At 67.6% G+C, this 24,449-nt stretch carries 21 protein-coding genes; 11 read left to right on the top strand and 10 right to left on the bottom strand.

The features are described 5' to 3' along the window. Nucleotides 1-97: 97 nt before the first annotated feature. A complete protein-coding gene (locus ACRRRO_RS02010; RefSeq protein ID WP_434080999.1) occupies nt 98-1,312 on the top strand; it encodes an MFS transporter in 1,215 nt (404 codons plus the stop codon). Between the two features lie 8 nt (nt 1,313-1,320). On the opposite strand, the gene ACRRRO_RS02005 is transcribed toward ACRRRO_RS02010, so the two are convergent. From ACRRRO_RS02005 to ACRRRO_RS01980, 6 genes are all read right to left on the bottom strand, one after another. After that, nucleotides 1,321-2,358 (bottom strand): dihydrodipicolinate synthase family protein, encoded by a 1,038-nt coding sequence (locus tag ACRRRO_RS02005; RefSeq protein ID WP_434080998.1) that lies wholly within the window; start codon nt 2,356-2,358, stop codon nt 1,321-1,323. Beyond that, a complete protein-coding gene (locus tag ACRRRO_RS02000) occupies nt 2,358-2,990 on the bottom strand; it encodes an NAD-dependent epimerase/dehydratase family protein (RefSeq protein ID WP_434080997.1) in 633 nt (210 codons plus the stop codon). The genes ACRRRO_RS02005 and ACRRRO_RS02000 overlap by 1 nt, the downstream gene beginning before the upstream one ends. 28 nt (nt 2,991-3,018) lie before the next feature. After that, a complete protein-coding gene (locus ACRRRO_RS01995; protein ID WP_424789329.1) occupies nt 3,019-4,311 on the bottom strand; it encodes an IS256 family transposase in 1,293 nt (430 codons plus the stop codon). Nucleotides 4,312-4,470: 159 nt separating this feature from the next. Continuing rightward, nucleotides 4,471-4,962, bottom strand: a complete 492-nt coding sequence (locus ACRRRO_RS01990) for a hypothetical protein (protein WP_424798135.1) — start codon at nt 4,960-4,962, stop codon at nt 4,471-4,473. A gap of 133 nt (nt 4,963-5,095) precedes the next feature. Beyond that, the gene (locus tag ACRRRO_RS01985) at nt 5,096-6,607 is read right to left on the bottom strand and encodes a hypothetical protein (RefSeq protein ID WP_434080996.1); all 1,512 of its coding nucleotides are present in this window, start codon (nt 6,605-6,607) and stop codon (nt 5,096-5,098) included. A gap of 221 nt (nt 6,608-6,828) precedes the next feature. After that, nucleotides 6,829-7,680: a Gfo/Idh/MocA family protein gene (locus ACRRRO_RS01980; RefSeq protein WP_424798133.1), complete on the bottom strand. Its 852-nt coding sequence runs from the start codon at nt 7,678-7,680 to the stop codon at nt 6,829-6,831. Between the two features lie 144 nt (nt 7,681-7,824). Here ACRRRO_RS01980 and ACRRRO_RS01975 point away from each other — a divergent pair, with 144 nt between their 5' ends. Both ACRRRO_RS01975 and ACRRRO_RS01970 read left to right on the top strand, forming a co-directional pair. Next, a complete protein-coding gene (locus tag ACRRRO_RS01975) occupies nt 7,825-8,856 on the top strand; it encodes a Gfo/Idh/MocA family protein (protein WP_424798132.1) in 1,032 nt (343 codons plus the stop codon). Further along, nucleotides 8,853-9,839 (top strand): Gfo/Idh/MocA family protein, encoded by a 987-nt coding sequence (locus ACRRRO_RS01970; protein ID WP_424790733.1) that lies wholly within the window; start codon nt 8,853-8,855, stop codon nt 9,837-9,839. Before ACRRRO_RS01975 ends, ACRRRO_RS01970 begins: the two co-directional genes overlap by 4 nt. A 154-nt stretch (nt 9,840-9,993) precedes the next feature. Here the strand turns inward: ACRRRO_RS01970 and ACRRRO_RS01965 are convergent, their stop codons facing one another. From ACRRRO_RS01965 to ACRRRO_RS01955, 3 genes are read right to left on the bottom strand one after another with little or no spacing between them, the layout of a single operon-like run. Then, nucleotides 9,994-10,560 (bottom strand): AGE family epimerase/isomerase, encoded by a 567-nt coding sequence (locus ACRRRO_RS01965; RefSeq protein ID WP_434080995.1) that lies wholly within the window; start codon nt 10,558-10,560, stop codon nt 9,994-9,996. Between the two features lie 40 nt (nt 10,561-10,600). Then, entirely contained in the window at nt 10,601-11,236 is a 636-nt protein-coding gene (locus ACRRRO_RS01960) for an AGE family epimerase/isomerase (protein WP_434080994.1), read from the bottom strand. A gap of 24 nt (nt 11,237-11,260) precedes the next feature. After that, nucleotides 11,261-12,478 carry a DegT/DnrJ/EryC1/StrS family aminotransferase gene (locus ACRRRO_RS01955; RefSeq protein ID WP_424798130.1) on the bottom strand — a complete coding sequence of 406 codons (1,218 nt, stop codon included), beginning with the start codon at nt 12,476-12,478 and terminating at the stop codon, nt 11,261-11,263. A 225-nt stretch (nt 12,479-12,703) separates the two neighbouring features. Between ACRRRO_RS01955 and ACRRRO_RS01950 the strand changes: the two genes are divergently transcribed. The 8 genes from ACRRRO_RS01950 to ACRRRO_RS01915 all read left to right on the top strand — a co-directional run bounded on the left by ACRRRO_RS01950 (nt 12,704) and on the right by ACRRRO_RS01915 (nt 21,343). After that, nucleotides 12,704-13,216, top strand: coding sequence for a DegT/DnrJ/EryC1/StrS family aminotransferase (locus ACRRRO_RS01950; protein WP_434080993.1), 513 nt, complete (start codon nt 12,704-12,706; stop codon nt 13,214-13,216). Continuing rightward, nucleotides 13,107-13,835 carry a DegT/DnrJ/EryC1/StrS family aminotransferase gene (locus ACRRRO_RS01945; RefSeq protein WP_434080992.1) on the top strand — a complete coding sequence of 243 codons (729 nt, stop codon included), beginning with the start codon at nt 13,107-13,109 and terminating at the stop codon, nt 13,833-13,835. Before ACRRRO_RS01950 ends, ACRRRO_RS01945 begins: the two co-directional genes overlap by 110 nt. A 127-nt stretch (nt 13,836-13,962) precedes the next feature. Further along, nucleotides 13,963-15,258, top strand: a complete 1,296-nt coding sequence (locus tag ACRRRO_RS01940; protein WP_434080991.1) for a hypothetical protein — start codon at nt 13,963-13,965, stop codon at nt 15,256-15,258. Further along, the gene (locus ACRRRO_RS01935) at nt 15,219-15,467 is read left to right on the top strand and encodes a hypothetical protein (protein WP_434080990.1); all 249 of its coding nucleotides are present in this window, start codon (nt 15,219-15,221) and stop codon (nt 15,465-15,467) included. The genes ACRRRO_RS01940 and ACRRRO_RS01935 overlap by 40 nt, the downstream gene beginning before the upstream one ends. Before the next feature lie 44 nt (nt 15,468-15,511). Next, nucleotides 15,512-15,643 (top strand): hypothetical protein, encoded by a 132-nt coding sequence (locus ACRRRO_RS01930; RefSeq protein ID WP_434080989.1) that lies wholly within the window; start codon nt 15,512-15,514, stop codon nt 15,641-15,643. Then, nucleotides 15,640-18,384: an FIMAH domain-containing protein gene (locus tag ACRRRO_RS01925; RefSeq protein WP_434080988.1), complete on the top strand. Its 2,745-nt coding sequence runs from the start codon at nt 15,640-15,642 to the stop codon at nt 18,382-18,384. Before ACRRRO_RS01930 ends, ACRRRO_RS01925 begins: the two co-directional genes overlap by 4 nt. A gap of 87 nt (nt 18,385-18,471) precedes the next feature. Continuing rightward, the gene (locus ACRRRO_RS01920; protein WP_434080987.1) at nt 18,472-19,122 is read left to right on the top strand and encodes a hypothetical protein; all 651 of its coding nucleotides are present in this window, start codon (nt 18,472-18,474) and stop codon (nt 19,120-19,122) included. Next, the gene (locus ACRRRO_RS01915) at nt 19,115-21,343 is read left to right on the top strand and encodes an FIMAH domain-containing protein (RefSeq protein ID WP_434080986.1); all 2,229 of its coding nucleotides are present in this window, start codon (nt 19,115-19,117) and stop codon (nt 21,341-21,343) included. Before ACRRRO_RS01920 ends, ACRRRO_RS01915 begins: the two co-directional genes overlap by 8 nt. Here the strand turns inward: ACRRRO_RS01915 and ACRRRO_RS01910 are convergent. Then, nucleotides 21,336-24,422 (bottom strand): hypothetical protein, encoded by a 3,087-nt coding sequence (locus ACRRRO_RS01910; RefSeq protein WP_434080985.1) that lies wholly within the window; start codon nt 24,420-24,422, stop codon nt 21,336-21,338. The genes ACRRRO_RS01915 and ACRRRO_RS01910 overlap by 8 nt on opposite strands. Nucleotides 24,423-24,449 lie beyond the last annotated feature (27 nt).

Here is a 24,449-nt window from a genome sequence, read left to right as displayed (position 1 = left end):
CGTGGGCGTGCCGCGGGGGTGCCATGAGTGAGCACTCGGCCCCGGCCATCCCGCGCCGGGACTTCACCCTGTTGATGCTGGCCACGGTGACGGCGCTGTGCAACTTCGCCCCCTGATGACCGTGGTGCCGCTGTGGGCAGCCGGCGGAGGGGGCTCGGGAGCGGGGGTGGGCGCCACGAACGGGGTGATGCTGGGGGCCACCGCCATCACCCAGTTGGCGATGGGTCCGGTGCTGGCGCGATTTACGCTGAAGCAGATCTTCGTGGCCGGTGCGGCCGTGATGGCCGCGCCCACCCCGTTCTATCTGCTCTCGGACCAGTTGGCACCGGTGCTGGTGATCTCGGCGGCCCGCGGCGTGGGGTTCGGCCTGTTGGTGGTGGCCGCGAGCGCGCTGGTGGCCGAGATCGTGCCCTCGCACCTGCTCGCCCGGGGCCTGGGCATCCACGGTCTGGGAACCGGTCTGCCGATGGTGATCGCCCTGCCGGCTGGGGTGTGGGTGGCCCGGCAGTGGTCTTTCACACCGGTGTTCGTGGCCTCGACGGTACTCGCCGTGGTGGGGGCGGTGCTGGCGTCATTGCTCCACGCGGGGGGACGGCCCGCAGATGAGCGGCCCGGGCCTGCGGCCGGATCCGTGCTGCTCGACCCCAGCGTGGAGGCCGATCACACGGCTGGGGCCACCGAGTTGCTCGAAAGCTCGCCGGCAGAGGCACAGGTGCGGGCTGGTGCAGCCACCCGCAAGCGGCGGATCGGGCAACCCGGTGTGCTCGGCGCCATCGGACCACTGCTGCGGCCGGCGCTGGCCTTCTTCAGCCTCACCATGGCCCTGGGTGCGGTGAACACGTTCCTGCCGCTGGCCGTGCCGGATGCCTCGGTGGTGTCGCTGGCCCTGGTGGTCGCCCCACTGGCGATGATCACGGGCCGGTTCGGGTCAGGAGTGCTCGCCGGTCACCTACAGCCCGGGAGGTTGGTGCTTCCCGGCGCGGTCGTTGGGGCGGTCGGGATGGGCGCACTCGCCCTGGGTGCCGCGCCCGGCATGAACTCCTGGCTGGTGGTGGCCGGTGCCGGGGTGTTCGGCCTGGGCCTGGGCGTGAACCAGAACGACTCGCTGGTGGTGATCATGGGACGCGCCGGGCCCCGGCGGCGCGGGCTGGCCAGCACGGTGTGGAATTTCGCCTACGACGCCGGGATGGGCTCCGGCGCCGTGATATTCGGCGCTCTGCTGGCCGGGATCGACTACCCGTGGGCCTACGGACTCGCCGCGGTGGTGATCGCGGTGGCGGCGCCGGTGGGGCGGGTGCGCGTGGGGTGGTGAGCGGGGGCTTAGTTCAACCAGTTCTCGCGGTTGGTGGCGATGAAGTTCTCGTCGAGTAGGTCCGGGTAGCGTTGTCGGACTTGGGTGATCAGTTCGGTCTGTCCGGGGGAGAGTGTGTCGGTGCCCAGGGTGGTGGTGGTGGGGATTAGGCCTTGTTGGTGTAGTACTTCGTTGACGCCGGGGACGCATCCGGCGAAGTTGTGGTCGACGTCGAAGACGGCGTGGTTGATTTCCACCATGTCTGATGCTTCAGCGAGCAGTTCCAGCGGCACTTGGCCGGCGGTGACGGCTTGGTTGGCTTTGGTGACCTGGTGGGTTGCGGCGCGGGTTCCCACGGCCCATTGGCCGAGTAGGCCGCCGGTGGCGCGGATTTGGCGTTGTTGTCCATTGATGGTGCGCTGGTAGGGGGTGATCAGGTCGTGGATGATCGCGTCGTCGTTGCCGGTCAACAGCGCTATCTGGTCCCAGCGGTCATGTTCCAGGAGGGTCTGGGCAACATCGCCGGTGCAGTACCGGTTGAACGGGGCGGCCTTGACTCCCACGACCGTTTCGATGTCGAACAGGGCGCGCCAGTATTCCCGGCTCAGCAGGGCCCCGCCCACTGCGGGTTGGAGGTAGAACCCGATCACCGGCATCACCTCAGCAACGGCGGCGGCTCGTTCCAGCAGGGTCTGTTCACTGGTGTCCGACATGCCCCACGGGCTGAGCAGGGCCGCGTGGTAGCCGGCTTCGGTGGCCAGTTCGGCTTCGGTGACCGCCTGGTGGGTATCACCGGTCAGTCCGGCGACCATGATCGGTTCGCTGCCGTGCTCGGCGGCGGTCTCGGCGGCCAGGTGCCACACCTGTGTGAGCATGGCGGGGTCGTGGTGCAGTTCGAACTGGGTGGTGTGTACTGCCACGGCCAGGCCGTGGGCGCCGGCATCGAGGTAATACCTGGTCAGGGCGCGTTGGGCTCGCAGGTCGAGGCCGCCGGATTCGTCCAGGGCCAAGGGGTGGGCCGGGATGACCACCCCGGAGCCCAGTCGTGCGGCCAGGTCGGTGCTCATCAGAATTTGCCCTCTCGCTGCTGGAACTTGGTGGCCTTGCCCAGTTGCCGCCCGCCCTCGGTCACCCACCGGGCCACCATCTCTACCACGCGGCGCATCGGGACCGTGGGGTAGCCGTACAGGTCGTGGCAGTGACTGGCGTCGGAGAGCAGGGCGTCGGTGGACTCGGTTCCGGTGAACCGCACCTCGGTGCCCATCGCGGCGGCCAGCCAGGTAGCCAGGCGGCGCACCGAGACGGTCTCGGGGCCGGTGGCGTTGAGGATGTGCGGGGGAGTGCTGGCCAGTTCCACCGACCGTAGCGCCCAGGCGGTGGCGTCTTGTTGCCAGACCACGTTCACCGCCGGCATGGTGACGTCGATGGGCTCACCATCCAGGATCTGAGTGGCGAGGTCGGCGATGACGCCGTAGCGCAGTTCGCAGGCGTAGTTGAGCCGGAAGATGGTCACCGGGGTGTTCCAGGTGTGCGCGGCGTGGGAGAAGATGCGCTCACGAGCCAGGCAGGACTGGGCGTACTCACCCACCGGTTCGGGAGCGTCGTCCTCGGTGGACCCACCAGCAGACAACGGACGCAGCGGGTAGACGTTCCCGGTGGAGTAGACCACCGAGGGCACCCCCCGGTAGGAGCCTGTCAAGCCCTCTGTGTAAGAGAGGCTCCTGTTTCTAGTTGATGTGTCCTGCTAGACGCTCGGGGTAGAGCAGTTCGAGTTGGTTCAGTGCGGCGGTCCAGCCGGCGGTGGTGGTGCCCTCCACGAGCCGCCCGGGAGCCTTGCGCTTGTGCGCTGGCAGGCCCTGCTCCTTGGCTCGCTGACGGGCACGTTTGTCCTCGATATCGCGGATGGCTAGCCACAACAACTTCACCACCGCTTCGTCGTTGGGGAAGTGCCCGCGGTTCTTGATGATCTTGCGCATCTGGTAGTTCAAACTCTCGATCGTGTTGGTGGTGTAGATGACCTTGCGCACCGCCGGGGGGAAGGCCAGGAATGGGGTGAACCGTTCCCAGGCCCGCTGCCACACCGCGATCGCTGCGGGGTATTTACGTCCCAGGTCGGAGTCGGCCAACTCCAGCAGCGCGGTCTCGGCCGCATCGGCATCGGCGGCGGTGTAGATGGTGCGCAACCCGGCCGAGAAGGCCTTGCGATCGCCGTAGGAGATGTATCGGTTGGCCGCCCGGATCAGGTGCACCACACACGTCTGGACCACCGTCTGGGGCCAGGTGGCCTCGATCGCCTCGGGCAGGCCGGGCAGCCCGTCGCAGCAGGCGATCAGGATGTCCTTCACGCCCCGGTTAGCCAACTGAGCGCATACCCCGGCCCAGAACTTGGCACCCTCCCCGGCCTGGACCCAGATGCCCAGCACGTGCTTGATGCCATCGGTATCGATCCCGACCGCCAGGTGGGCGTGGCGGTTGACCACATGCGCCCCGTCGCGGACCTTGACCACGATGGCATCGAGGAAGACCACCGGCCAGACGGGGTCCAGCGGCCGGGTCTGCCAGTCCTTAACCTCCTCCAACACCGCGTCAGTGATGTTCGCGATCGTCTCGTGGGACAACTCGGTACCCAGCGTGCGGGCCAGATGGGCCTGGATGTCGCGCACCGTCATCCCACCGGCGTAGAGGCTGATAATCATCTCATCGAGCCCACCGGCCCGCCGGGCGCCCTTGGGCACCAGCGCCGGCTCGAACGTCCCGGCACGGTCGCGCGGGGTGGCCAGCGGGATATCGCCGACCTCGGTAGCCAGCGTCTTGGGCGTGGCCCCGTTGCGCGAGTTTGGTGCCCCGCGCCCGGCCGGATCACCCTTGTCATAGCCCAGGTGATCGCTCAACTCCGTCGCCAGCCCGCGCTCGAGGACCTTACGGACCAACTCCGGCAGGAACCCACCCTCACCGGTCAGCGCCAGCCCCTCGGCGTCGGCCTGGGAGACGAGCTCGTCGATGTACTCATCACCCAGCAGCGCCCGGTGCGAGGCGCCCGCCGGCCTCGAGGCCCCGCCCTGGCCGCGGTGGCCCGGCTCGCTGGCCACGCCCCTAGCCTGGTCAGCATCCTGCCCATCCAGTGCGTGGTGATCCTCGGTGGTCTTCGTCGTACTCGTGGTCTTCACGATGGTCTCCTCTCACTGGCTCCTCGCCAGCCTCGGGGATCCACCCCTTACACAGTCCAGTAGACACGCCCCCCGGTAGCGGTCGGCCACCAAAGCGGGCATCGCCGCGTTGGACCACCACGTCTGATGCTCAGCGCCAGTGGTGCCGAACTTCATCGCCGCCAGATAAACCATCGCCGCGGCATCGGGCAGATCCGCGTAGTTCCCCGGCTCGGACAAATCCGCGGACTGCACCACGACACCGGCCTCGCTCAACCGCTGGCGCACCTCGGGATCGGAAAACCGCGAAACCGCGACCACCCGGGCATCCGAGCCAACCTCATCCAGAGCCCGCCGGGCCATCATCGCCATCGTCGGACCGATCTTGCCCCCGGCACCCAACAACACAACGTCACCGCCGGTGGCCTGCAGCGCCTCGCCCACCCCGGGCAGCGGGGTGGAGAGATAGTCCTCCAAATCCGCCTCAGTGGCCGGGTGCGGCGCCGCCGGGGGCGATGGGATCATGATGTGTACTCCTCAGTGGGTCGTGGTATGGGGGAGGCGCAGTCGATGCAATCGCTGCCGTGGCCGGCTCGCCGGATGAGGCAGGGCGGGCGCTACCGCACGCGGTGGCCTGGCCACCGCGTGCCACGGGATCTCACCGGCTGTGATTCAGGTAGGCGATACCCAGCGCATGGGATCCCTGTGATGGCTCCAGGGGCTCGGCCTCATACACCCGCAGGACCTGATCGTGGATCTCCGGCTCCAGGTCAGCCAGCATCAGCCACCGAGCGGACTGGACGGCCTGGGCAGGGAGTGCTTCGACCTCCCCGTTCACACGGAACCACACCGAGTCTGGTTCGTTGATCACGTTCTGCATGAACGTGGTGGCGAAGAGTTCGCGATCCTGGCTCAGGTCCGCGAGGCCGGCGTCGTGGGTGGCCTGGATGAACTCCAGCGTGATCGCGCCGTGACTGATGTCCTCCCAACTGCGTACCGCCCCGTAGAACGGGGTGTACGTGGACACGTCGTCCTCGCGGGAGTAGCCGTTGTATATGTGGGAGTGCACCGGCCAGTACGGCCAGACGTAGGCTCCGTCCTGCACCTGCAGCGACGCTCGGAGGCTGCGCAGCATCGCTTCGACGTTGCGGCGGTACTGGGTGTTGTCCACGACCCGGGTCAACTCGGCGAACGTGGCGCCCAGGGCGTGGGACTGGTTCAGCGGCTGGATCGTGCCGTCGAAGGGGACCGGCGCCTCGCGCGGCCAGCGGAAGTCGCCGTAGCCGCGTTCGTCGATGTGGAAGTCGTCCTCGTGGTGCCGCAACGCCTTCATCACGAAGGCCAACAGCTGGCCGGCCACGCCGTTGCGGGTCCCGGGGATCCCTGGGTCGGTGCGCACCATGCGTACGTACCGGGCCAGCGGGTAGATCACCATGCCGGTGTGCACCGGGAAGGCGTAGAACTGGGGCTCGAACGCCACCGTGCCCTCAGTCAGGCTGCGGTCGGTTCCGCGGTCGGCGCTGTGGTCGACCGCGGTCCACCGGGCGCCGGGGGCGTAGGCATCACCGACGGCGTCGACGACGTAGTCGGAGGCGTTGGGATCAAGGGTGAGACCGGTCAGTTCGACGGTCGAGGACGGGTGGGACAGCGTGAGATCAAACCTGTCCGCATCCACCCGGCGCACCGTCGCGGTGGCGTTCACGGAGGTGCCACCGGCCCAGCGCACCTGGATGCCGGGTGAGCCATCCTCCAGGAGCAGTTCACCGTGGCCGGCGGTGTAGTTGCCGCCGGCACGCCACACCGGCCCGGAGCGCCCGGAGTAGTCGGTGACGCCGCGTGCCTCATCGGTCGAGTCCATTACGTGCCGGGCGCGCTCCTCGAACCTGTCCAGAAAACGGCCCTCACCCGTGGCTTCGAACATCAGGAGCAGCCCGAGCAGGTAGTAGGACTCGCCCCAGGCGTACAGGCCGGCCTCGTTGTGCTCGGCACCGAGGTCCAAGTAGGCCTGCTCGGCGACCGCGAACGCCTCCGGTGAGGTGTAGTCGAGCGTGGCCAGCGGGGAAGGTGCCCCGAATGCGGTGTCGGAACGACCGAGTAGTGCCAGGGCTAGCGTCGAGGCGCTCCCGACGAGCAGGGTCCGGCGGTTGAGTGTGGGGAGGGTGGTCATCATTGGCCCTTCATTACGGCAGTCCGAATGTCCCGAAAGAGTAGCGCACTAATAAGCGCCGGACTAGGGGCGATCCCAGATCATGCCGACAGGTCGACCGGGGCGGGCCGCACCGGTCGCCCGGTTCGACCGGATTCGTACACGGGGCGTTCGACGTGATCCCGGATGATCCCCGGCCCGATGACGCCGATCCCGGGTTCGACGCCCGGGCCGCGGGTGCCCATCTACAGTTGCTCGGCGATGGCGGAGAGGATGGCGACCGGGGTGAGGAGTTGCTCGGGGCTCAGCGGAGCGCGTCCTTGCCCGATCGCGGTGACGAAGTGATCCAGCGTGGCGGCGTTGTAGTCCGGGCCGAGGGTCAGATTGTGCGCGAGGACCCCACGGGCGTGCACGGCCGTGGCGTGGAACGGAGCCTGACCGCCGTCGGACGGCGTGACGAAGGTGAACGTGACCATCCGACCGTCGATGGTGGTGTTGGCCCGGACGAGGTCACCGTGCCGCTCGGCCTGGACGGTGACGTCACCGGGCTGCACGACGGGGTTGCCGAGGATCTCCAGTGCCGTCTCCACGTGATGGATGCCGTAGAAGAAGAGGCCCGCGTACTCGCTGTCCGGGTCGGCAGGGCCGGCGACATGCAGGTGTCGCAGTGCGCCCCGATCAGCGGCGCCGGAGGTGAACTCGGCAATTTCCGGCACGAAGCGCAGCGCCGAGGCTGAGACCAGAGTCGATCCCGACTCCTCGGCCTGGTCCAGCATGGCGCTGGCGTCGGCGACGGTGGTCGCCAACGGTTTGTCGACCAGAACGGGGATTCCGGCGCGCAGCAGCGGCTCCGTGGCCCGGCGGTGCAGCCCCCCGTCCCGGTTGCACACGATCGCAGCATCGATGTGGCCGACGAGTTCGGACGGCTCGTCCACGATCACCTCGAGGCCACCGTACTCGGCGAGTTCGGCGTTGTGCTCGCTCCGCCCCCCGGACAGCGCCGCCGCCCGGTAGTCCGGGTAGCGCCCGTCCAGATTGAGGAAGCGGATGAAGTGCTTGACGTGAGAGTTCTCGGTACCGACGAAGCCGACGCGCATGGGTGTTGCCTTCCTGCAGGGAATGGTCAGATGCCAGTCTGTTCTGCAATCGATTGCACGTCAAGGCTACCTGCAACCGGTTGCGTGAATTCCGGAGCCGTCGTACGTTTGGGGCCCACACACACCGAACCCGCGGGAGCATCGATGCAGGAACCGGTCGGCGTAGGGGTGCTTGGTCTGGGCAATATCGGCACCAGTCACGCACGCGCCCTTAGCGAGTTGTCCACCCAGGCACATCTGGTCGCTTTCAGTGGCGGGGATCAGCAACGTGCTGCCGACGCGGGATGGCCACAGGCCACGCAGGTGGCGCCGGATGATCTTTGGCAGAGCGAGAGCATCGACGTCATCGCGATCTGCTCGCCGAGTGATCGGCACGCGGAGCAAGCGCTCGCGGCGCTGCGCGCGGGAAAGCACGTTCTGGTGGAGAAGCCACTGGCGCTGACAGTGGCAGAGGCGGAGCAAGTCGTTGCGCTGGCCACCGCGCGGGGCCTGGTATTAGCGGTGATGTCCCAGCGCCGCCTCGAACCGGAGTACGCCACGGTGAAGAGGATGCTCGCCGCCGGCGAACTCGGCACCGTCCGGCTGGCCACGACGCATGTGCACTGGTGGCGTGATGAGGAGTACTACGCCGCTGCCCCCTGGCGATCCCTGATGGATGCCGGTGGGGGTTCGATGATGAACCAGGGTGTCCACAACGTGGACCTGCTGAACTGGCTGTGCGGCCCGGTGGAGCAGGTCACGGCGCAGTTCGGGACACTGGGACACCAGATGGATGCTGAGGACACCACGGTGGCAACGGTGCGGTTCGCCGGGGGAGCGCTCGGAATGATCAGCACCTCGACGGCGACCCCACCGGGAGCGCCGGCAACGGTGACCCTCCACCTGGACCGCGGCACGATCGAACTCGGGCAGGGGCAGGTGCACCGCTGGGAGATCGACGTGCCGTTACCCGAATTCGCCCAGGATGATGCCGGTGCGGCCAGTGGGATGTCCGACCCATCGGCGATCGGGGTGGCCGGTCACGTGAGCCAGTGGCGTGATGTGCTGGAATCGATCCGAGACGGGCGCACGCCCGCGATCAGCGGCAGGGACGGTGCCGATACGGTTCGGCTGATCAGCGCGATCTACGAATCCGCCCGGAACGGGCGCGCGGTGCGCCCGCAGGACCTGACATGAGGGTGGCGATCCTGGGCGCGGCCCACCCGCATGTCGATTACGCCCTGCAGGAAGTGCAGCACCGTCCGGACCTGCACCTGGTGGGCGCGGCTGAAGCAGACCCGCAGATGCGCGAGGCATTCCTTGCTGATCTTGGCGATGTTCCGGTGTTCGAGTCGGTGCCGGATCTGGTGGCAGAGCTCGACTTCGACGTAGCGCTGGTCGCGGGCATCTACTCCGAACGTGCCGACGCCGTGCTGGCTGCCCTGGCAGCCGACGCCCACGTGCTCGCCGACAAACCTTTGTGCACCTCCCTGGAGGACCTGGAGCGGATCGAGGAGGCGGTGCGAGGCAGCGGGAAGCACGTCTCGGTGGTGTTCGAGAAGCGCTTCTATCCGGCGACCCTTGCGTTGCGGGAACTGATCGAGGAGGGCACCCTCGGACAACTTGCCCTCGTCGCCAGCACGGGTCCGCACAAACTGCGTCAGCACAGTCGCCCGGACTGGTTTCTCGATCCCGCGCGCTACGGCGGGATAGCCGCAGATCTGCCGGTGCACGACATCGACCTCGTGCTCTCCCTGACCGGCGCAACGGGTGGTTCGGTGAGCGCGGTGACCGGCAACGCCCGGGCCGCGGATCATCCCGGTTTCGACGACCACGTGGCGGTGCTGCTGCACGCCGGCGGGGTGGTCGCCACCATCGAGGCAAACTGGCTGGGGCCCGAGGCCGCCGATGTGCACGGACATTATCGGATGCGCATCGCGGGTTCGGAAGGGACCGCGGAACTGGATTGGGCCTACCACTCGTTACGTGTCACCACACATGAGCGCCGAACCTGGGATGTTCCGTTGGGCCAGCCGCAGCGTCCGGCGCAGTACTTCTTCGACGCGATCGATGCCGGAGCCGAACCCGAGGTGAGCACGGCCAGCAGCCTGCTGGCCACGAAGGTGGCGCTTCTCGCGCAGCGCAGTGCGGACGAGGGTGGTCGCCAACAGCACTGGTGAGGCCCCGGTGGTGCCTGGCCCGGACGGTGCGCCGATGGCGTTACGGTGAATCTCGATCACCCTAGGTGATCGGCGGGCACCGAGGAGGCGCGGAATTCGGCGTGTGCCGACGGTGCCAAACCCAGCACCGTGACACTGCACGGCGCCCTGGAAATCAGGGGAACGGTGGGTGCTGTTCGGCGTCAGTGACCGCGACCGGACAACTCTGCATGAGGTTCCGGGTGATGTGGAACGGATCCTTGACCGGTAGGGCCACGACTTGATCCAGAGGGCGCCCGGTGACGTCCCGGATCTGAATCCACTCCGCGCCGTCCGCGCCCCCAGGGAAGGTGCGAAGCGTGTAATCCCAGATGCGCTCGAACCAGGCTCCGGCCCCGGCGTCGGCGTACCTGTGCGCCGCGATCGCCGTGGTAGCCGCTGCTTCGGTGTGCACCCACCACAACTTCACCGCCCACGTGTCGCGCACCAGGTTCTCGTAGTCAGTGCCGGTGAGGGTGCCCGTGGGTTGATACGGGCCGCCGGCATCGGTGAACCGGAACAGCCCACCGTGTTCGGCGTCCCAGGCCGACTCACATAGTGCCGAGATCGAAGCGAGCAGGGGCGCGCGGTCGCGGGCATCATCGAGCAGGTCCAGCGATTCCAGGATCATCCAGAGGCCTTCGATGGCATGGCCCGGGATACGATGCCGGTTCACCAGCGTCCGGGGGTCGGGGCCGACCATCTCGGTGAAGGTGCCGTCCGGGAGGCGATGGGAGAGGGCATCATCGACGGCCTGGCCCGAGTTGGGCTTCCAGGTGACTGTGCTGGCCGAACGCCCTCGCGGCCTGGCTGGCCACCAGCAGGGCGTTGACCAGCAGCATCTTCGGACCGAAGGCGCTGTGACCAGGCGGTACCTGGTAGGGCGGGGTGGGGGCGGCGCCGGCCAGATGGTCCGCGCGCGCCCGGTCCAGGATCGGTAGGGCCTGGTCGAGCCAGCGTGGTTCACCGGACTGCCGGGCCACCTCCGCCAAACCCAGCGACACGAACCAGTCGGCGTAGACGCTGCGATCGGGCTGCCCGGGGGTCTGGGGCGGGCCTCCGTCCCGGCCGACGACGTACCGGGTGGTCTGCTCGCCAGTGATGATGTGGTCGATCAGGAACTGAGCCCCTCGTCGGGCCAGGCGCAGCAACTCCTCGGCGTCGACGTCGAGCAATCCGCGCCGGCCCAGATCCGCCGCGCGTGCCAGAAGCCACACGAACCGTCCCTGCGACCAAGCGAACTTGTCGGTGGAGACCAAAGTCCGCCCACGGTTGTCGAAACACGTGAAGAATCCGCCATGCCGCTCATCAATGCCTCGCTGCAGCCAGAAAGGCAGGACGACGGTTTCGAGTTGCGCGCGCGCGTGATCGCTACTCATCGCCTCTGCAGGGTCCCGTCGGGTTCAGAGAGCGTCGGTGGCGCCGGCGACCTTCGTGATCGCGGTGGCAATCGCCTCGGTCTGTTCATTGGTGCCGAGCAGCGAGAACTGCGGCAGCCAGATGGTGTCGGATGAGACGCGGTCGGCATTCGGGCAGGCCGCTTGCGGTAACGGCTGACCGAGACGCTCGGTCAGGGCGCGGCTCTCGTTGGCCACCGCCTCGTTCCGGTGCAGCGGGACGTAGCCGGGCGAGACCCCGGGCACACCTTCGGCTGCGAGTGCCTCGACGGCGGCATCACGCTTGCCACGGGCCCCGAGTTCCGGCATTCGGAAGATGAACAGGTGGTGCCCGTGGCTGGTGACCCGCGGATCCGGGGTGGCGATCTGCACGCCCTCCACGTCGGAGAGCAGGTCACGGAGCAGGGCGTCGTTCGCGGCCCGCTTGCTCTGCATCTCGGGGAGCTGGCGTAACTGGACCCGCAGGATGGCTGCCTGGAACTCGGTCAGGCGGAGGTTGTACCCGACGGAGTCGTGCTGATACCAGCCTCCGCCGGGCACCCGCCCGACGTTGACCAGTGAGTAGAGGGCCGCGGCCAGCGCGTCGTCGTCGGTGGTGACGATGCCGCCCTCCCCGGAACTGAGGTTCTTCGACGTCTGGAAACTGAACGTGCCCACGTCGCCCAGGGCGCCGACCCCCCGTCCCTGCCACTGGGCCCCGACTGCCTGGGCCGCGTCCTCGATGATGGCCACCTGGTGACGCTCGCCAATCGCCGCGAATGCGTCCATGTCCGCGACATTGCCGGCCAGGTGCACCGGAATGATTGCCTTGGTGCGTTCGGTGATCGCGGCTTCGGCCGCGCCCGGATCCAGCAGGTGGGTGTGCCCATCGACATCGGCGAAGACCGGGATAGCACCGACGAACAGGGCGGCGGATGCGGTGGCGATGAAGGTGTACGGGGGCACGATCACCTCATCGCCCACGCCCACTCCGGTGGCGCGAAGGGACGCGGCCAGGGCAAGGGTGCCGTTGGCGAGGGCGACCGCGTGCTTGGTCTGTTGGAACTGCGCGAACTCGCCTTCGAAGGAGCGCACCACATCGCCGTGCGTGCTGCCCCATGCGCCCGAGCGGAGCACATCGATGAGTGCCTGTTCCTCCTCCTGTCCGCCTTGGGGCCAGCGAGGCAGGGCAGGCACATCGGCCAGTGCGGCGGAACCGCCGTGCAGAGCGAGCGTCGAGGTCATCAGGGGTGTTCTCCATTTCGGCTGTCCGGATATGGCATTAGGCTAGCGACAATAATTGCGAACGTCGATAGGGTAGTCATGCCCGATCAACCGATCTAGGAGGCATAGATGCCTAATCGCCTTGCCGTCGATGGTGGCGAACCCGTCCGTGACCGTCCGTTTCCGACCGTATCCAACGCATCCGGCCGTCGGATTGGAACCCCTGAGGAGGAGGCCGTACTCGATGTGTTGCGGAGCGGCCAACTCAACTCCACCGTCGGACCGGTCACCCGTGAATTCGAGCGTGAGTTCGCCGAGTACTACGGCGTGGATCATGTCGTCGCCTCGGGATCGGGGACTTCGGCCATCCATCTTGCCGTAGCCGCGGTGGATCCTGAGCCTGGTGACGAGATCATCACCACGGGTCTGTCGGACGCCGGCACCGTGCTGCCCATCCTGGCGCAGAACGCGGTGCCAGTCTTCGCTGATGTCGATCCGGCAAGCGGGAACCTGGACGTCGACGCCGTCGCGGCCCGCATCACCGACCGCACCAAGGCGATCATCGTCGTCCACCTCTTCGGTCAACCGGCCCCGGTGGCCCAGTTGCGCGCTCTGGCGGACCCGTTGGGAATCGTCGTCATCGAGGACTGTGCCCAGGCCCTACCTGACGACGGTGGGGCCCGATGCCGCGCTGGCCGGCACGGTGGGCCATATCGGTTGCTTCAGTCTCCAGCAGTCCAAGCACATCACCGCCGGTGACGGCGGGCTGACGATCACCGATGATGCGGATCTGGCCCGACGGGCCCGATTGTTCGCCGACAAAGCATGGCCGCGGGACACCGATGAGCGCAGCCACCTGTTCCTCGGACTGAACTACCGGATGACCGAAATGCAGGCGGCCGTCGCCCGCGCACAACTGCCCCGACTCGCCGGTGTGGTGGAGGATCGGCAACGTGCGGCCGCCCTCCTGACGCGGACGGTCGCCGGCCTGGACGGCCTCAGTGCCGCGGACCCGCGCGGAACTGTCTACTGGCAGTTCCCGATCTTCATCGATCCTGAGAGCGCGGGAGGTGATGCGCGCGACTATGCCAAGGCGCTGGCCGCCGAGGGTATCCCGGCCAATGGTGGTTACATCGTCCGCCCGTTGTACCTGACGCCGGTGTTCACCGAGCGCCGCACATACGGAGATTCGGGGTATCCGCTCGTGGTGCCACCCGCCACCGCCGTGCCGGACTACGCTCCCGGGCTCTGCCCGAACACCGAGGATCTGATCGACCGGCGCCTGCTGGTGATCGGTTGGAACGAGAACTACAGCGACGACGACGTCGCGGACATCGGTGCGGCACTGTCGAAGGTCCACGCAGCCAAGCGGGTATGAACAGGGCGGCCGGGAGGGTGGTCCGCCCCCTCCCGGCCCCGTCTGATTCGATCGGACCTATTGACCATTACGGGTAGGACCTAATACGGTTTCCGGATCAGCGTGAAGACGCGTAACGGAAAGGTCGATGATGTCCCTGCCAACTCTGAGCCGGCGCAGCCTGATGGTCGGTGGATCGTCCACACTGGCCCTGGCACTTCTGGGCCGGGCGCCGAACGCCCTCGGCGCACCCGCCCCGGCCACCATGCTGGACTACACCTCACCGGAGGCCTTCGCCGTCGCGGAGCAGGCCTACCTGGACCTGGGCGCCCAGCACAACGAGGCAGGACTGTACGCCTGGGGGGAGTCCTACTATCTCCTCGGCCTGCTGCTGATGTACGAGCGGTACGAGGACGAGGCCTACCTGGACACCTTCGAGGAGCGCGCGCGCCATGTGCTGGCCAGCACCGATGCCGCCCGCGGTGTTACCGACTACCGCGGCGTCTCCGGCCCAGGATGGCGCGCCGCCGGGAACTACACAGCCGGCCACGCCGAGTTCGCGTTGTCCGACGAATCACCTGGCATCCAGATCCGTTGGGCCGGGGTGCGTTCGGCGGAGGCCCGCGCGACAGTCACCAACGTCGCCGGTGAGCACTTCGATCTTGAACTCACACACCCCAGTTCGGCGGAGACGCTCACGGGCGTGAGCCTTGACCCTGCCTCGCCGGACTACGTGGTCGACGCGGTTCATGCCCTGTTCAACGGGACCAGGCGCTGGACCGCACTCGATCATCGTGAGAGCCACGATGCAAGCGACCGGGTGGCGGCCTCTGCGATCGACTTCGAGCCGCAGTTCTACGTCTTCAGTGTGCACACCGGCATGGTGGTGCGACCGTTGGCCCGTTACGTGCGCACCGTCCTCGGATCGCCCCGGTACGCCCGGCGGCAGGCGTTCGCCGCACGTGTGCGCCGAGCGGTCCAGGAGGCGGTGGACTTCCACTGGGACGAGTTCGCCATCGATGAGCACGGTCGGGGCGACTTCTGGTGGGCCAGGAACGCGCCCATTCCGTGGGACGGGCTGATGCAGCCCTACAACCAGGGCCACGCCATGGGAGCGGTCTATGCCGAGCTCTTCCACCTCACCCCCACGGCCCCGCTGCGCAGGCGCCTGGAAGCCATGATGCGATCGTTTCGTGCGGGCGTGGAGTCCGACGGCGACGCGATCATCTGGCCGTACTGGCAGCCCTACGGTGCCAAGTACCGCGGATACACGGTGGAGGAGGACCTGTCCACCTACACCCCTGGTACTCCGGAATCACCGTCGCCGAGGACATCAGCCACGCCGCCATCACGTTGGAGTTCCTCCAGAGCGTGCACGATGCCGGCATCGAGGACCTCAGTGACATGCGGCAACGGCTCGCGAGGACGTTCACCCAGAACGTGATCCGGGACGAGGACTCGGTCTGGTTCCGCGTGGACGGGACCCAGGACGCCGCGCCGGCCAACGCGGTGCAGTCAGCGCGCTGGCTGATGCTGCACGACATGGAACCGGCGATCCATGACCACGTGCTCCGGGTCTACCAGGCCGAGCCGCTGGAACCCTCCCAGGGCTCGCACGCCCTCGGTATCGCCTACCTGAACCACACCGCGTAGGCGCTGACGCGGTACGCCTCGCCCAGCATCACCGAAGGAGAGACATGTCCGGTTCGGACGAGAAGAAGCGTGACCAGGTCCGGGTAGGGGGTGTGCTGGCCGCTGCCGGGCTGCTGTCGGCTGCGCTGCTCGTGCCTCCGGGTGGGCTCCGGCGCACGCCGACCCCGCCCCGGTGATCGCCGAGGGCGATGTGTTGATCAGCAATCACAGTTTCGAGGAGGGTCTGGCTGAGTGGAGCCTCTCCGACGGCAATGGGGACAGCCCCGGTGCGGCGTGTGAAGAGGCGTTGTCCATCAGCACGGACTGGTCCACCGATGGGGCGCAGGCGCTGGCGATCGATGCCATCGATGGCTGTGAGCAGGCCGGAGTTCTCAGTGAAGCGTCGCCGGTTGAGCCCGGCCAGCAGTACACGGCGTGGGCCGATGTGACCGGCGAGGGTCAGGCGTGGCTGGGACTGCACTGGGTCGACGGTGATGGCGAACTGATCGACGAGGCCGGGGAGCGCGGTCAGGTCCAGGATGATCGGTTGCGTGTGGCAGCGCTCGCCCCCGAGGGCGCGGCCGCGGTGCGGGTAGAGGTCGGCGCCACGGGTTCGGTCAACGCCGACAACGTGGTGATCAGCGCCGAGTACACCGTGCTGGCGGACCAGATCACCAATCGTGCGAGTTATCTCGGCTCCACTGCAGGCGTGGACGAGAACGGCCGCGCCGTCACCTATGCCGTGGCAACCGCTCAACCAGCGGTGGGGGCAGTGATGACCGTGACCGACCTCCTCACCGATGAGGTTACGCGGGTGGTCCGCCTCACCGGTGCGACCGGCGCGTGGGGGATCAAGCAGAATCCCGTGACCGGAACCGTCTACGTCGGGACCTACGGTGCCGGCGCACTGTGGCTGTACACCCCGGGGGAGGAGGAGGCGGTCAACGTCGGCCGCCCGGACATCCCGGCCTGGAGTTTCGCTTACCAGATGGACTTCGACGAGGAGGGCAACGCTTACGGCGGCGGTTGGGGTGAGCCGACCGACGGCTACCCGGGAGCCTCGATCTACACCTTCACCGAGGGAGAGGGTTTCACCGGAGTGCTCGGTGACCTGCCGCTCGTCGATGACGCCTACTACACCCGTGCCGTGGGCTATGACGAGGTCAGCCGCACCGTCTTTGCGGGTACGGGCACTCAGATGCGCCTCTTCGGTTGCGGCATTGACGACGGCGAGTGCGTGGACCTGACGTCACTCTTCAGTGAGGAGTTGCAGGAACGGCCATGGGTCTACGGCCTGAGGGCCGGCGGTGGCTATGTGATGGCCTGGGCCGGTGACGGTGCGAGCACCGGCAACGACGCCCTGCTCGTGCTGCAGGTGGACCGCGATGACAGCGGTGAGTTGCAGGTTGACGTGGTCGATGAGATCGCCGAGGTCGTCTTCAACGGCTCCACACCGGTGGTGGACGATCACATCTACTACACCAAGGCGAACATGAACGAGGCAGGCAATCCGCTGTTCTCCTACAACGTGGTCACCGGAGAGGAGACCCGGCTCGACGCCCCGACGGGCATCTTCTCCCGTAGTTGGGACGTCATCGACCTCGACCACCCCGACTGGCCGGGACCGAGCGTGGTCGGCTGGAACTCCGGCGGGATCCAGGTCAAGTACAACATCGAGACGGGCAACCTCGAGAGCAACGCAGCCGAGAATATCCCCGACGTGGCGCTGCAGGTGAACAGCCTGGCCACAGGCGAGGACGGGCGGGTCTACTCCGCCGGCTACCTCACCGGCGGGATCGGGAAGGCCGTTCCGATGCGCGACGACCAGCATCAGACCTTTCCCCTGGGCGGTCAGGCCGAGCACATGCTGGCGCACGACGGCCGGGTCTACCAAGGGATCTACCCCGGTGGCACGATCAACTCCTTCACCGCCGAGGAACTGGCGGACGGATCCCAGCCCAGGGTCGACTGCACGATCGGCGCCGGCCAGAACCGCCCCTATGCTCTGCACAGTTCGGGTGATCGGATCTATTTCGGCAGCCAGGCAGGCGAAGGGCAGGATCAGGGCGCCTTCGGCTGGTTCGACTCCACCACCGGCGAATGCGCCACCATCGCCGGGCCCATCGGCCACCAGTCGATCAACTCGGTGACCTCCAGCGCCGGGAAGGTCTTCGGCGCGGGGAACATCTTCTACAGCTGGGACGGGCTCCCGCTGCAGGACGAGGCCACGCTCATGGTCTTCGATGAGGCCTCCGAGGAGATCCAGGAGATCGAACCGCCCGTCGATGACCTGCGGTCCATCAACGCCGTCGTCACTGCCGCAGGTGGCACGGTGTGGCTCTACGCCGAGGGCTGGTTGCTGGCAATGGACCCCGACACGCTGGAGTGGACGCACACCGAGGAGGTCTTCCCCGACCACAAGCCCGGTGACCGCATCGCGGGAAACTACGCCCGGATGGTGGCGGGCACGGACGGCACCATCTACGGCAACGCCGCTGGCCGCGTCTTCGCCTTCGACCCCGAACGGGCAGCGCGAGCGGGTTCGGCGGAGGACACCCTGCGCGTGCTCTTCGACGGAGCCGGCGCACACCTGACACTGGACGCCTACGACAACCTCTACGTCAGCCACGGCGTCACGGACCTGCTGCGGATCGTGCCCGAGGTTGCCGAGCCGGCCGGTGGGATCCAGGCCCTGGTCTCCAGCCTGGAGGCCTACCTCGAGGCCGGGGACGTGGCCGGCCCGATCGCCGACCAACTCACCCGTGCGGCCGATCAGGCCCAGCGGCACCTGGAGGCCGAGCGCACCCTCCCGGCCGTCCGGGCCTTGGAGCGGTTCATCGATCACCTCGATCACCCGAAGGAGGCAGACAGCCTCAGCGACCAGGCCCGCGATGACCTGCGAGACCAGGCCGCCACGATCCTGGACGGCCTGGCCTAGCCCGCCTGCCCGGATCAGTTGCTGAATCACGGCGCGTAGGCGCGGACACCGACCACCTCGATCAACATCACCGACGTCAGGAGAGACATGTCTGAATCGGACGCGAAGAAGCGTGACCAGATTCCCGTTCCTCGAGCGGGCGCGCTCGCGGCTGCCGCATTGTTGTCCGCGGCGCTGCTGGTGCCACCGGTAGCGGCGCACGCGCAGACCGATCCCACGGTCGTCGACGGCGACACCCTCCTGTCCAATCACAGTTTCGAGGAGGACCTGGCCGGGTGGAGCGTCTCGGACGGCAACGGTGGCGTCGCAGGCGAGGAGTGCGCGGACGCCTTGGCGGTCACCACGGACTGGTCCACGGATGGTGACCAGGCGCTGGGGATCGATGCCAGCGGCGCGTGCGAGCAGGCCGGCGCACTTGCTGAGGCCGTCCCGGTTGAGACCGGAGTGCGCTACACCGCGTGGGCGGATACCACCGGGGAGGGCCAGGCGTGGCTCAGCCTGCACTGGGTGGACGGTGACGGAGACGTGCTGGAAACCGACCGGGGGCCGGTTCATCCCCAACGCATACGCGTGGACGCCGATGCTCCGGAAGGTGCCGCCGGGGTGCAGGTGGAGGTCGGTGCCACCGGCGCGGTGGACGTCGACAACGTCCTGATCAGCGCCGAATACACCAGCCTCGCTGCGCAGATCAACGAGCGCCCGCAGTTCTTCTCCAGCGAGGCGGGCGGGCGTGGATGAGAACGGCCGGGACGTGATCTGGGCGATGGCCACCGGAAGCGAGGACGACCCGGGAATTCTGGTCGCCACGGACATCCTCACCCGGGAGGTCACCCGCTCGGTACGGCTACCGGGTGCGACCGGAGGCTGGGCAGTGAACCAGAACCCGGTTACCGGCACCGTCTACGTCGGGACCTACGGTGCCGGCGCGTTGTGGCTGTACACCCCGGGGGAGGAGGAAGCGGTGAACGCCGGCCAGCCGGACATCCCGGCCTGGAGTTTCGCCTACAACGTCGATTTTGATGAGGAAGGCAACGCCTACGGTGGCGGCTGGGGAGAACCAACCGACGGCTATCCCGGGGCCTCGGTCTACACGTTCACCGAGGGCGAGGGGTTCACCGGCATTCTCGGAGAGATGCCGCTCACCGATGAGGCCAACTACACCCGCTCCATGGGCTACGACGAAGCCAGCCGCACGGTGTTCGTGGGCACCGGAAATCAGGTCAACCTGTTCGCCTGCAGCATCGATACGAACGAGTGCGAGAACCTCGCGCCGTTACTCGATCAGGAGATCCAGGACTCCGTCCAGGTCCGGGACATCGTCATGAGCCAGGGTCATGTGCTGGCCTGGGTCGGCGACGCCACCAGCGCCGGCAACGACTGGCTGGTGGTGCTCGACGTGGAGCGTACCGACGACGGCGAACTGCAGGTCGAGGTGGTCGATGAGATCCGCGGTGTGGCCCACCCCGGTTCCAGCCCCATCCACGACGACCACATCTACTACACCAAGGCCGGCTACGAGGGTTGGCCGCTGTTCCGCTACAACATCCTCACCGGAGAGGAGACCCAACTCCCCGAGGACGTGGTCATCCTCGCCCGGCAGTGGGACATCGTCGAACTGGACGACCCGCAGTGGCCCGGCGCCACCCTTGTCGGCATCAACGCCTACGGGTTCCTGACTCGCTACAACATCGAGACCGAGACGATCGACGTCGAACAGGTCCCGGACGTTCCCGATGTCTCCCGCCGGATCAACAGCCTGGCCACCGGGGCGGACGGGCGAATCTACTCAGCCGGCTACCTCGGCGGCGGAATCGCGGCGGAATCGCCGATGCGCGGGGACCGGCAACAGTCGTGGCAACTCGGGGGTCAAGCCGAGGAGATGATCCTTCATGACGGGCGCATCTACCAGGGCAACTACCCGGGCGGGACGATCACATCGTTCACGGGCGCCGAACTCGAGGACGGGCAGGCCCCCAGAGCGGAGTGCACCATCGGCGCCGGTCAGAACCGTCCCTATGGGTTGCATGGCGTCGAGGACCGGATCTACTTCGGGTCCCAGGCCGGGGAGGCTGCCGATGCCGGAGCCTTCGGCTGGCTCGACCTGGACACCGGCGAGTGCCACACCATCGAAGGTCCGATCGGCCACCAGTCCGTGGACACCCTGACCGGTAGCGGAGACCGGATCTTCGGCGGCGGAAACATCTTCTTCGCCTACACCAGCCTGCCGCTGCAAGAGGAGGCCAGCGTGCTGGTCTTCGACGGGAGCACCGAGGAGATCGAGGAGATCGAGGAGATCGAGTTGCCGGTGCCCGGCCTCCGGGCGGTCAGCGCCTCTGCGACCGACGCGGAGGGCACGGTGTGGTTCTACGCCGAGGGCTGGCTGCTGGGGATGGACCCGCAGACGCTGGAGTGGGTGCACACCGAGGAGGTCTTCGATGATCACAAGCCGGGCTCACGGATCGCGGGCAACTACGCCCAGATGACCACCGCTTTCGATGGCACCATCTACGGCAATGCGGGCGGGCGAGTCTTCGGCTTCGACCCGGCAGGAACCCTGCGCGCCGGCGCGGCCGAGGACCTGCAGGTTCTGATTGACGGGGCCGGGCCGTTCCTGACCATCGACGCTTACGGCAACCTGTACACCCGTGACGCCGCCACCACCCTGCTGCGTATCGTGCCGCAGGCCAGTGAGCAGCCCGGTGGGGTCGAGGCCTTGATCTCGAGCCTGGAGGGTTACATCGAGTCCGGGGACGTGGCCGGGCCGATCACGAATCGCCTGACCAGTGCGGCTACGCAGGCGCAACAGCACCTGGAGGCCGGGGACACCACCCCGGCCGCACGCGCCTTGGAGCGGTTCATCGGCCATCTGGACAACCCCAAGCGGCCGGACACCCTCAGTGAGGTCGCACAGCAGGACCTGCGTGAGCAGGCACGCACCTTGCTGGCCGGCCTTACCTGAGGAGCCGGGGACACCACTGAGGCGGACGCGCCCGGCGCGTCCGCCTCAGTCGTGCTGAGTCACGACTCCCAGTGCGCGGGCGCGGGGATGCGCACCCGCCTCCCGGGCTCGACGTCGTAGACGTACCCGGCGTCCGGATCTGCGGCATCGATGTACTCGCGCACGAACGTGGTGTCCACGTCCAACTCGAGGTGCAGACCCCGGCTGCGTGCGGCTGCGATGCGGAACACCGCGTTCGGCTCCCCGTCGTCGTCGACGTAGGCGTACCTTCCCACCGGTCCTGCTCACCCACCGGTGCGACCGGGGGATCCAGTTGGATCGTCATCGTGGCGGTGGCATCCAACTCTTCGCTGCGCTCGGTGACCACCCCGGTCAGGTTCTGGAGACGGTCTCGGCCGGTGAGGAGCACCCGACTGCCGTCGCGTATGTCCTGCATGCCGTAGCCGTCCATGCTGACCGCGTTCTGGTCGCTGTCGAAGCGGATGATCACGAAGGTTCCTGTGACCGTGACCCGGTCATCGACGGTGACCTCTCGGCTCCCGTCGGGATCGTGCACGAGCCAGTGCTTGGTGCCATCGGCGAGTTTCACCTCGACGGCCGCGACACCGTCCGTGTCGTCACCACGTACGGGCAGTGGTCGGACCTGGGAGATCGCGCTGGCTCCGACGAACGGCTCGAACACCGAGGTGAACATGCTGTCGAGGTCCTCGCCGGTGCGGCGTAGCAACGCATAGCGCAGCGACTCGGGGTTGCCGGGCTTGTTCCGCGGTGGAATGCCGTCGGCGAGCGCGACCTCCTCCACGTCGCTCAGCACCGTCATCCGCACGTGCAGGTCCGGATCGCCGTCGAGCACGCCGTAAGTGTCCACGATGTCCCAGTCGATGCTGAAGGGGCCCTCCGGCCTGCCGCGCTCGACGTTTCCCAGCCAGTCGAACCCGCTGGCTCCCGGGCGGGGCTCGCCCGCCGGGTCCGGTGGTTCGATCCCCGGACCGGCGTAGCTTCCGGTGGGCTGCTGGACGAGATCGACCCCGCTCGCGGTGGCCGGGCCCTCGGCGGTGTGGAAGGAGAAGACGTGCTCCCTCCCGCCGCGGACCCGGAATACGTCCAGGATGTAGTAGTGCTGGGGGTCGATGTCGACCAGGACCGTGGTGCGCCGGTACCGCTCGGCGTCGGGGTAGGCCCCCGGTGCCTCGACGTCACTCATGTGCACTTCACCGCCGGAGAAGAAGCCCAATGGACGGCCTACCACCATCGAGGCGTGCGGAGTCGCATCGACGACGACGGTATTGGCGGCCACGGTGTTCGACTCCCACTCGAACCGGCGCGCATTGGTGTCGGTGAACTCCGGCGAGCCGATGCCAGGCATCAGATCCAGGCCGTGCCCGAACAGGCCGAGGGCCAGGGCGGTGCGATAACCGTGCCAGTGATTCGAACTGTAGGAGGTGGTCATCGCCCGTTCGGCGCTTCCGTGCCCGGAGCGGTGGATCGCCAGACCGAAACCGGTGAGGTCCTCGCTGCCCAGGGAGAGTTGGCCGTGGTGCTCGATCACCGCTGCGATGTGCTCTTCGATGCCGGCGGCGTCGGGGCTGAACACATCGGAGCGCAGACCATCGGTGCTGTTCTCGTTGACCAGGTAGGCCATCTGGGCATCGACGACGTTCCCGTAGCGCTCGTAGGCGTGCACGTAGTCGTCGGGCGAGCCGAGCAGGAACGGCCGGCCCGTCTGTCCGGAGTTGCCGATTGAGGGGGTGTAGGCCGAGAGCATGGTCAGCCGCGGGCGGGCAGCGACCATGGCCTCGAACTTGGGATGACTGGCGACGTCGGCGACCGGATAGGTGTCGAACCCGTCGAGGGTGTCGGCCATGTTCCGCAAGTTGTTGATGGCCAGGATGTTGTAGGCGGGCGCGCCCTCCTGGTACCAGCCGTCCCGGTCCACGCTGTCGACGAGGGTGGGGGCGACGTTCCCACCGGTGACCGACCAGTCGCCGCCGCCCTCGTTGATCAGACCACCGGCGGCGAAGACGAAGTCCAGCCATTCCTTCGCGGCCTCCGGCTCGTCCAGCACGACGGCGGCCTGGGCCAGGGTGTTCTGGTGCATCCCGAAGTTGCCGAAGATCTGGGCACCGCGGACCGCCCGGTAGATCTGGCGCAGCACGCCGTGCTCGATGTTGGCGCGGACGTCCGCGATGGTTTCCTTGGGCGCCAGGCCGTACTGTTCGGACTTGGCGGAGAGTAACTCCAGCACGCCTGCCTCATCACTCTCGCTCAGGGCCGGGTAGAAGGCGTCGTACGCGGTGATCAGGCTGCCGACCAGGCCGTTCTCCCAGATCGACCCCACCGCCTTGCCTCTGCCACGACCGCCGTCGGAATTCCGGTAGCCATCCGCGACGGTGTACACCGAGGTGTCCATCGCGGGGTAGGCGTCGGCGAACCGATCCAGCAGCACGATCCCGTGATGGGCGTAGGTCAGGTCGCCGGTGTAGAGGTAGGCGTCCCGTAGGGCCTCCAACCCTCGCCGGATGCTGGTCAATTCGTGATCGCCGACCGGCAACGGGGCATACCAGAGGAACCAGTGGTTGTAGTAGGCGCAGAACGTCCACTTCGCACCGTCGTCGTCGACCCATCCCCAGCCGTCGTCCACGCCCCAGTCCGGGCCCCGCTCCGGGAAGGCGGTGTTCACCAGGAACTGCGGGTCCCCGAGGTCACGGTCGAAATTGCCGTTCGCGTCCAGCGCGCTGGCGTAGAAGGCCGCGAAGTCATTGGTCGGGAAGGTGTAACCCGAACTGGGATCGGTGAGTTTCCATGGCTGCGCAGACGGATCGGCGCGCCACGGATAGTTGCCGTACTCGAAGATCTCGGTCCCCGTGATGGGTAAACCCAGGTCCTGGTTCACCGCGAAACTCCGCGGCAGGCCCTGGGTGGTAACCGACTCCCACAACCACTCCGCACCCGCATCGATGGCCTGCTGCGCCGCCGCCACCGCCGTATCACGGAGCCAGCCCGCCCACGCCAGTTCGGCCACATTGGCCCGGGCGGCCTGCACCCGCTCCGGGGTGTAGTAGGTGGCACGGGTCTTCACCGACCCTCCGGTCAGGTTCGGTGACGG

The sequence above is a fragment of the Sanguibacter sp. Z1732 genome, from assembly GCF_051020515.1.
Taxonomy (GTDB): Bacteria; Actinomycetota; Actinomycetes; order Actinomycetales; family Beutenbergiaceae; genus CALKWS01.
The sequence above is the reverse complement of the archived record's forward strand: the minus strand, read 5'-3'. Positions and strand labels throughout refer to the sequence as shown.

Bases quoted from the DNA above. Each gene is read 5' to 3' on its own strand.
- ACRRRO_RS02005 (WP_434080998.1), bottom strand. From the start codon at position 2,358: ATGAGCACCGACCTGGCCGCACGACTGGGCTCCGGGGTGGTCATCCCG.
- ACRRRO_RS01990 (WP_424798135.1), bottom strand. From the start codon at position 4,962: ATGATCCCATCGCCCCCGGCGGCGCCGCACCCGGCCACTGAGGCGGAT.
- ACRRRO_RS01985 (WP_434080996.1), bottom strand. From the start codon at position 6,607: ATGATGACCACCCTCCCCACACTCAACCGCCGGACCCTGCTCGTCGGG.
- ACRRRO_RS01980 (WP_424798133.1), bottom strand. From the start codon at position 7,680: ATGCGCGTCGGCTTCGTCGGTACCGAGAACTCTCACGTCAAGCACTTC.
- ACRRRO_RS01975 (WP_424798132.1), top strand. From the start codon at position 7,825: ATGCAGGAACCGGTCGGCGTAGGGGTGCTTGGTCTGGGCAATATCGGC.
- ACRRRO_RS01970 (WP_424790733.1), top strand. From the start codon at position 8,853: ATGAGGGTGGCGATCCTGGGCGCGGCCCACCCGCATGTCGATTACGCC.
- ACRRRO_RS01965 (WP_434080995.1), bottom strand. From the start codon at position 10,560: ATGGTCGGCCCCGACCCCCGGACGCTGGTGAACCGGCATCGTATCCCG.
- ACRRRO_RS01960 (WP_434080994.1), bottom strand. From the start codon at position 11,236: ATGAGTAGCGATCACGCGCGCGCGCAACTCGAAACCGTCGTCCTGCCT.
- ACRRRO_RS01955 (WP_424798130.1), bottom strand. From the start codon at position 12,478: ATGACCTCGACGCTCGCTCTGCACGGCGGTTCCGCCGCACTGGCCGAT.
- ACRRRO_RS01940 (WP_434080991.1), top strand. From the start codon at position 13,963: ATGATGTCCCTGCCAACTCTGAGCCGGCGCAGCCTGATGGTCGGTGGA.
- ACRRRO_RS01935 (WP_434080990.1), top strand. From the start codon at position 15,219: ATGCGGCAACGGCTCGCGAGGACGTTCACCCAGAACGTGATCCGGGAC.
- ACRRRO_RS01930 (WP_434080989.1), top strand. From the start codon at position 15,512: ATGTCCGGTTCGGACGAGAAGAAGCGTGACCAGGTCCGGGTAGGGGGT.
- ACRRRO_RS01920 (WP_434080987.1), top strand. From the start codon at position 18,472: ATGTCTGAATCGGACGCGAAGAAGCGTGACCAGATTCCCGTTCCTCGA.